The following is a 6,183-nucleotide window of genomic DNA, read 5'->3' as shown; positions in this document are numbered from 1 at the left end:
ATCCTCCCTTGCAGCAAGGAACCCGATATGGAACGCCAACGCACTCTCGGGAAGTCGTGCAAGATTCCGACGCTTACACCACGACGGTAGGACGGCGAGATAAAAGGGGCTCGCCGGTCGAACCGCAAGCCATTGGCATGGCTTGGGTTCTGGCGTGCCGGTCGGTCGGGGCGCGTGCCGCGCCATGCATTTTTAAGAATGCAATCAAAGGCGTTTTCGGCACTGTAGGCGCTTTTGATCGTTGGGAGGCCCTTCCGTGAGCGTGCGCGACAGCGACCTGCGCATTCGGCCTGGGCGCATCCGCAGTACCCGTGCGCCAAAGCAAAAGAGCTTCATCAACCAGGTGCTACGTGCCGCGAAGAAAGCCGGTCACACCTCGGGGCAGGCTGCGGCTGGCAGGCGTTCGGCGGCTTTTGGGCGCTCGACGTTTGGCCGCGGGCGCATCGCCTTCAGCCGCGCCAGATTGTTCAGCCCAACGCGGCGCGTCGTGGTGAAGGCGCGCGTGGTTCGTCATAAGGGGCGAGCCTTCCGTTCCGCACCACTGACCGCCCACCTCTCATATCTGAAGCGTGACGGCGTGACCCGGAGTGGTGAACGGGCCGAGATGTTCGATGCTGGCAGCGACCGCGCCGATGGCGCGGCTTTCGCAGAACGGTGCAGGGACGATCGGCATCATTTCAGGTTCATCGTCTCGCCTGAGGATGCCGGCGACATGACCAACCTGAAGGCCTTTACCCGCGATCTCGCCAGGCAGATGGAGACCGATCTCGGCACGCGGCTCGATTGGGTGGCCGTCGATCATTGGAATACCGACAATCCCCACGTCCACCTTCTCGTTAGGGGCGAAGATGAGGAAGGTGCAGATCTCGTGATCTCGCGCGACTACATCAGCCAAGGCCTGCGCTCACGCGCTGAGGAACTTGTCGCCATCGAACTGGGTCCAAAGCCGGAGCACGAGATCCGCAATTCACTGGAGAGGGAAGTCACGGCGGACCGATGGACTCGGCTCGATCGGGAGATCCGGCTCGCAGCAGATGAGACCGGCTATATAAATCTTCGCCCAGAGAATCCCAGCAAGTCCGATCCCGATATCCGGCGCCTGATGGTCGGTCGCCTTCAACACCTCGAGAAGATGGGCCTCGCCGCATCCGAGCTACCTGGGGAATGGAGGGTCGGGCTCGAGGCAGAGCGTAGCTTGCGCGACCTCGGCATGCGCGGCGACATCATCAAGACCATGCACCGCGCCTTTACCGAGCGCGGGGAAGCGCGCGGCGTTGCAGACTTCGTCATCGAAGGTGGACAGCCGACGTCCGAGATCATCGGCCGGCTGGTCGGCCGTGGATTGCATGACGAACTGACGGGCGAGGCCTACGCCCTGATCGACGGAACAGACGGACGTGCGCACCATGTGCGCTTCCGAGGCGTCGAGGCTTTCGAGCACGCACCGCCGATCGGCGGCATCGTGGAAGTCCGACGCTTCGGTCAAACCGGCGATCCGGCCCCCACACTGATGATGGCGACTCGTTCCGATCTCGATCTTGGTGGGCAGGTCACTGCAAAAGGTGCCACTTGGCTAGACCACAGGCTGGTTGAACGCGTTCCCATGCCGCTCGCCATGGGCGGGTTCGGTCGCGAAACCCGCGACGCCATGGAAGCCCGTACCGAGCATCTGATCCAGGAAGGGCTGGCACGGCGGCAGAGCCAGCGCATCATCCTTCAGCGCGACCTCCTGAACACCTTGCGCCGACGTGAACTGAACGAGGTGGCAGCAAAGGTCTCGGCCGACACTGGCCTGCCTCACGTGAACGCCGCCTCCAGGGAGCACGTGGCGGGCACGTATCGCCAGCGGCTGACGCTCAGTTCGGGGCGCTTCGCCATGATCGACAACGGTCTCGGCTTCCAGCTCGTGCCTTGGTCGCGCGAACTCGAAAAGAAGTTGGGCCAACACGTCACCGGCGTCGTGAAGGACGGCGGTGGCATCGAATGGGGCTTTGGTCGGAAGCGCGACCTCGGCATCTAGTTATCTCACCAATTCAGTTGCGGAAGGGCGTTCGGGATGTCCGGAACCAAAATCCTCTGGGGGCAAGTGATCGTCGTCGGCCTGATCGTCTTGCTGGCCATCTGGGGAGCAACCGAGTGGACAGCCTGGCGGCTCGCCTGGCAGCCGGAGCTTGGGCGGCCGTGGTTCGAACTGTTGGGCTTCAAGGTCTACTACCCACCGATCTTCTTTTGGTGGTGGTTCGTCTACGATGCCTACGCGCCACAGGTCTTTGTCGAGGGGGCCTTGATCGCTACGTCGGGGACGTTCGTTTCGATCGCGGTGGCGATCGGCATGTCGGTGTGGCGCGCGCGCGAGGCCAAGAAAGCGGAGACCTATGGCTCGGCGCGCTGGGCTGAGGCGGCGGAGGTTCGAGCGGCCGGACTTCTCGGTCCGGATGGTGTGGTGCTCGGTAGCTTCGGACGGCACTATCTCCACCATGATGGACCGGAGCACGTCTTGTGTTTTGCACCCACACGATCCGGCAAAGGCGTCGGTCTTGTCGTTCCCTCCTTGCTGGCGTGGCCCGGCTCGGCCATCGTTCACGACATCAAGGGCGAAAACTGGCAACTGACAGCTGGCTTCCGCGCGCGGCATGGCCGCGTCCTGTTATTCGACCCGACCAACCCGAAGTCCTCAGCCTACAACCCGCTGCTCGAGGTCCGGCGCGGAGAATGGGAGGTTCGCGACGTCCAGAATGTCGCCGACGTGCTGGTTGACCCCGAAGGTTCCCTCGACAAGCGGAACCATTGGGAGAAGACCAGTCATTCGCTCTTGGTCGGAGCCATCCTTCACGTCCTCTATGCTGAGGCGGATAAGACCCTGGCCGGTGTCGTCGCCTTCCTGTCCGACCCGAAGCGGCCGATCGAGGCGACCCTGAAAGCCATGATGACGACCGCGCATCTTGGCGAGCAGGGTGCTCATCCCGTGGTCGCCTCGACCGCGCGCGAACTCCTCAACAAGTCAGAGAATGAACGCTCCGGCGTCCTGTCCACGGCGATGTCGTTCCTGGGACTCTATCGCGATCCTGTGGTGGCGCAGGTAACCCGCCGTTGCGACTGGCGGATCGCCGATCTAATCGCGGATAACCAGGCTGCGACGCTTTATCTCGTGGTGCCGCCCTCCGATATCTCGCGGACCAAACCGTTGATCCGTCTGGTGCTGAACCAGATCGGCCGACGGCTGACCGAGGACCTACACGCCCGCGACCGCCGACATCGCGTCCTGATGATGCTGGATGAGTTCCCGGCGCTTGGCCGGCTTGATTTCTTCGAGTCTGCGCTCGCCTTCATGGCGGGGTACGGCATCAAGAGTTTCTTGATCGCGCAGTCGCTCAATCAGATCGAGAAGGCCTACGGACCTAACAACGCGATCCTCGACAACTGTCACGTCCGCGTCAGTTTTGCAACCAACGACGAGCGGACCGCCAAGCGCGTATCCGACGCTTTGGGTACGGCGACGGAGATGAAGGCAATGAAGAACTATGCCGGCCACAGGTTGAACCCCTGGTTGGGGCACCTGATGGTTTCGCGCCAGGAGACGGCAAGGCCGCTGCTGACTCCCGGTGAAGTCATGCAACTTCCGCCGTTGGACGAGATCGTCATGGTGGCGGGCACGCCGCCCATCCGGGCGAAGAAGGTCCGCTACTACGAGGATCGACGATTCACCGAGCGGGTTCTGCCGCCGCCCGATCCGGCGAGTGCCAGCCGATCACAACGAACGGACGGATGGTCAGCGCTTGGACCGTTGAATCCGCCGGCAGATCCAACTGACAAAGCTGCGGAGGCTGAGGAGGACACGGCGAACAGCGGGCTCCGTCGTGAGCCCGAACTCCCCGATCACGTCGCGATCGCCAAGGAGACGACCGAACCGACGCCGGCGGAGGAATTTGCCGCCGTGCTTGACGACGACGAAGATGCGGTCCGCCAGTCGCGGCTCATACGTCAACAGATGCGCGGCGTCGCCCGTCAAGTCGCCATGGACCCGAACGACGGCATGGAGCTCTGAGGCAATATGCGTGACCGGATGAACGTGTATTTTCCGCCAGAGCTTCTGAAGCAGATCTCGGAGCTCGCCGATCGCAAGAAGCTTTCCCGGTCTGCGATCGTGGAAGCGGCCGTCGCTTCATTTTTGTCACCCGACGGAGCGGACAGGCGAGAAGCTGCGTTTGCTCGTCGCCTAGATCGGTTATCCCGTCAGATGCAGAGGCTGGAACGCGACGTCGGTTTGACCGCCGAAACCTTGGCCCTCTTCATTCGTTTCTGGCTGACGATCACGCCGCCCTTGCCCAATGATGCGCAAGCGGCCGCCCAGGCAAAGGGCAGGGAGCGGTTTGAAGGATTTGTCGAGGCGCTCGGGCGTCGTTTGCAAAAGGGACAAAGTTTTCTGCGCGAAGTTCCAGAAGATATCCGAAGTCAGGACCCTAGCAGTGAGACCTGAGCGGGGAGGCAGAAGAGTTATCATTCCGCTCTTTCCTTTTTCTACGCCAGTCTACGATCACCGAAGGCGCTCGTTGCACTAAGTCCATTGGTGCCTTTTCTAATCATCCCCATCGGAGGGCGCGCTTGAGCGTCCTTGTTCGGTGGGGGAAAACGGTGGCAATCCATTCCATTCAATCGGAAGCGAGTTCGCGCGGCGCGCGAATGCTGCGCAGCGCGCTTGGCTCTGCGATTGCCGGCTACCTCGAAGACGAAGCGATCATCGAGGTAATGCTCAATCCGGATGGGCGGCTGTGGATCGACCGGTTGTCGAGTGGCCTTACCGATACAGGCGAAACCCTATCGGCAGCGGACGGCGAGCGCATTGTTCGCCTCGTAGCGCATCACGTCGGTGCCGAGGTGCATGCCGGCTCGCCACGGGTCTCGGCCGAATTGCCTGGGACCGGTGAGCGCTTCGAAGGTCTGTTGCCTCCGGTCGTTGCGGCACCGGCCTTTGCTATCCGCAAACCGGCCGTCGCCGTGTTTACGCTCGACGACTACGTCGCCAGGGGGATTATGACCTCGGAGCAGGCCAAGATCCTGCAGAACGCGGTCGCCGCACGGAAGAACATCCTCGTCGCCGGCGGGACATCGACCGGCAAGACAACATTGACGAACGCACTCCTGGCCGAGGTAGCAAAGACCACTGATCGGGTCGTACTGATCGAAGATACGCGCGAGCTTCAGTGCAAAGCGCCCAATCTTGTAGCGCTCCGAACCAAGGACGGCGTGGCTACGCTATCGGACCTCGTTCGGTCCTCGCTGCGCCTTCGACCTGATCGCATCCCGATTGGTGAAGTGCGAGGTGCTGAGGCGCTCGATCTGCTTAAGGCCTGGGGCACAGGCCATCCCGGCGGCATCGGCACTATTCATGCGGGCACCGCGCTCGGCGCGCTGCGGCGGCTCGAGCAGCTCATCCAGGAAGCCGTCATCACGGTTCCGCGCGCCCTGATCGCCGAGACCATCAACCTCGTCGCCGTGCTTGCGGGACGCGGCGCTGACCGTCGCCTCGCTGAGCTCGCCCTCGTCACCGGGCTTGGCGCCGCCGGCGACTACACCCTTTCATCAGCAGGAGACTGACATGCGTCGGCAATTTAGCTTTCTTCGAGGTGCATCGTCGGCCGGTTTCGGCATGGTGCTTTTTGCGTCGGCACCGGCATGGGCGGCTGGCTCGAACATGCCGTGGGAGCAGCCACTCAACCAGATCTTGCAGTCTGTTGAAGGTCCGGTTGCGAAGATCATCGCAGTCATCATCATCGTCGTGACCGGGCTCACGCTCGCGTTCGGAGACTCGTCAGGTGGTTTCCGCAGGCTGATCCAGATCGTGTTCGGTCTGTCGATCGCATTTGCCGCCTCGAGCTTCTTCCTGTCGTTCTTCTCCTTCGGCGGCGGCGTGGTGATCTGATGCATGATCAGGTGGCAGGCTTTGTCGTGCCCGTTCACCGCGCGCTCACCGAGCCAATCCTGATGGGCGGCGCGCCGCGATCGGTTGCGATCGTCAACGGCACACTTGCGGCAGCCCTTGGGCTGGGACTGCGGCTCTGGATCGCGGGTCTCGTCCTCTGGTTCATCGGCCATATGGCCGCCGTCTGGGCCGCGAAGCGCGATCCCGCCTTTGTCGATGTCGTGCGCCGACATCTGCGCATTCCCGGCCATCTCAACCTCTGA

The 6,183-nt window shown here is 62.5% G+C and carries 6 protein-coding genes; all 6 read left to right on the top strand.

Translation table 11 applies throughout. The annotated features are described in order from the left end of the window. Positions 1-256: 256 nt before the first annotated feature. Entirely contained in the window at positions 257-2,020 is a 1,764-nt protein-coding gene (locus AC5ZGW_RS34830) for a relaxase/mobilization nuclease domain-containing protein (protein ID WP_130226393.1), read from the top strand. A gap of 36 nt (positions 2,021-2,056) precedes the next feature. Further along, complete coding sequence (locus tag AC5ZGW_RS34825; protein ID WP_130226394.1) at positions 2,057-4,045, top strand: conjugal transfer protein TraG; 1,989 nt, start codon at positions 2,057-2,059, stop codon at positions 4,043-4,045. Between the two features lie 6 nt (positions 4,046-4,051). After that, entirely contained in the window at positions 4,052-4,477 is a 426-nt protein-coding gene (locus tag AC5ZGW_RS34820; RefSeq protein WP_130226395.1) for a ribbon-helix-helix domain-containing protein, read from the top strand. Between the two features lie 203 nt (positions 4,478-4,680). Then, positions 4,681-5,595 carry a P-type conjugative transfer ATPase TrbB gene (trbB, locus tag AC5ZGW_RS34815; RefSeq protein ID WP_207231037.1) on the top strand — a complete coding sequence of 305 codons (915 nt, stop codon included), beginning with the start codon at positions 4,681-4,683 and terminating at the stop codon, positions 5,593-5,595. 1 nt (position 5,596) lies between these two features. After that, entirely contained in the window at positions 5,597-5,920 is a 324-nt protein-coding gene (locus AC5ZGW_RS34810) for a TrbC/VirB2 family type IV secretion system protein (RefSeq protein WP_130226397.1), read from the top strand. Further along, positions 5,920-6,183: a VirB3 family type IV secretion system protein gene (locus tag AC5ZGW_RS34805; RefSeq protein ID WP_130226398.1), complete on the top strand. Its 264-nt coding sequence runs from the start codon at positions 5,920-5,922 to the stop codon at positions 6,181-6,183. Before AC5ZGW_RS34810 ends, AC5ZGW_RS34805 begins: the two co-directional genes overlap by 1 nt.

The organism is Bradyrhizobium sp. Crot121 (assembly GCF_059512385.1).
The sequence above is the reverse complement of the archived record's forward strand: the minus strand, read 5'-3'. Positions and strand labels throughout refer to the sequence as shown.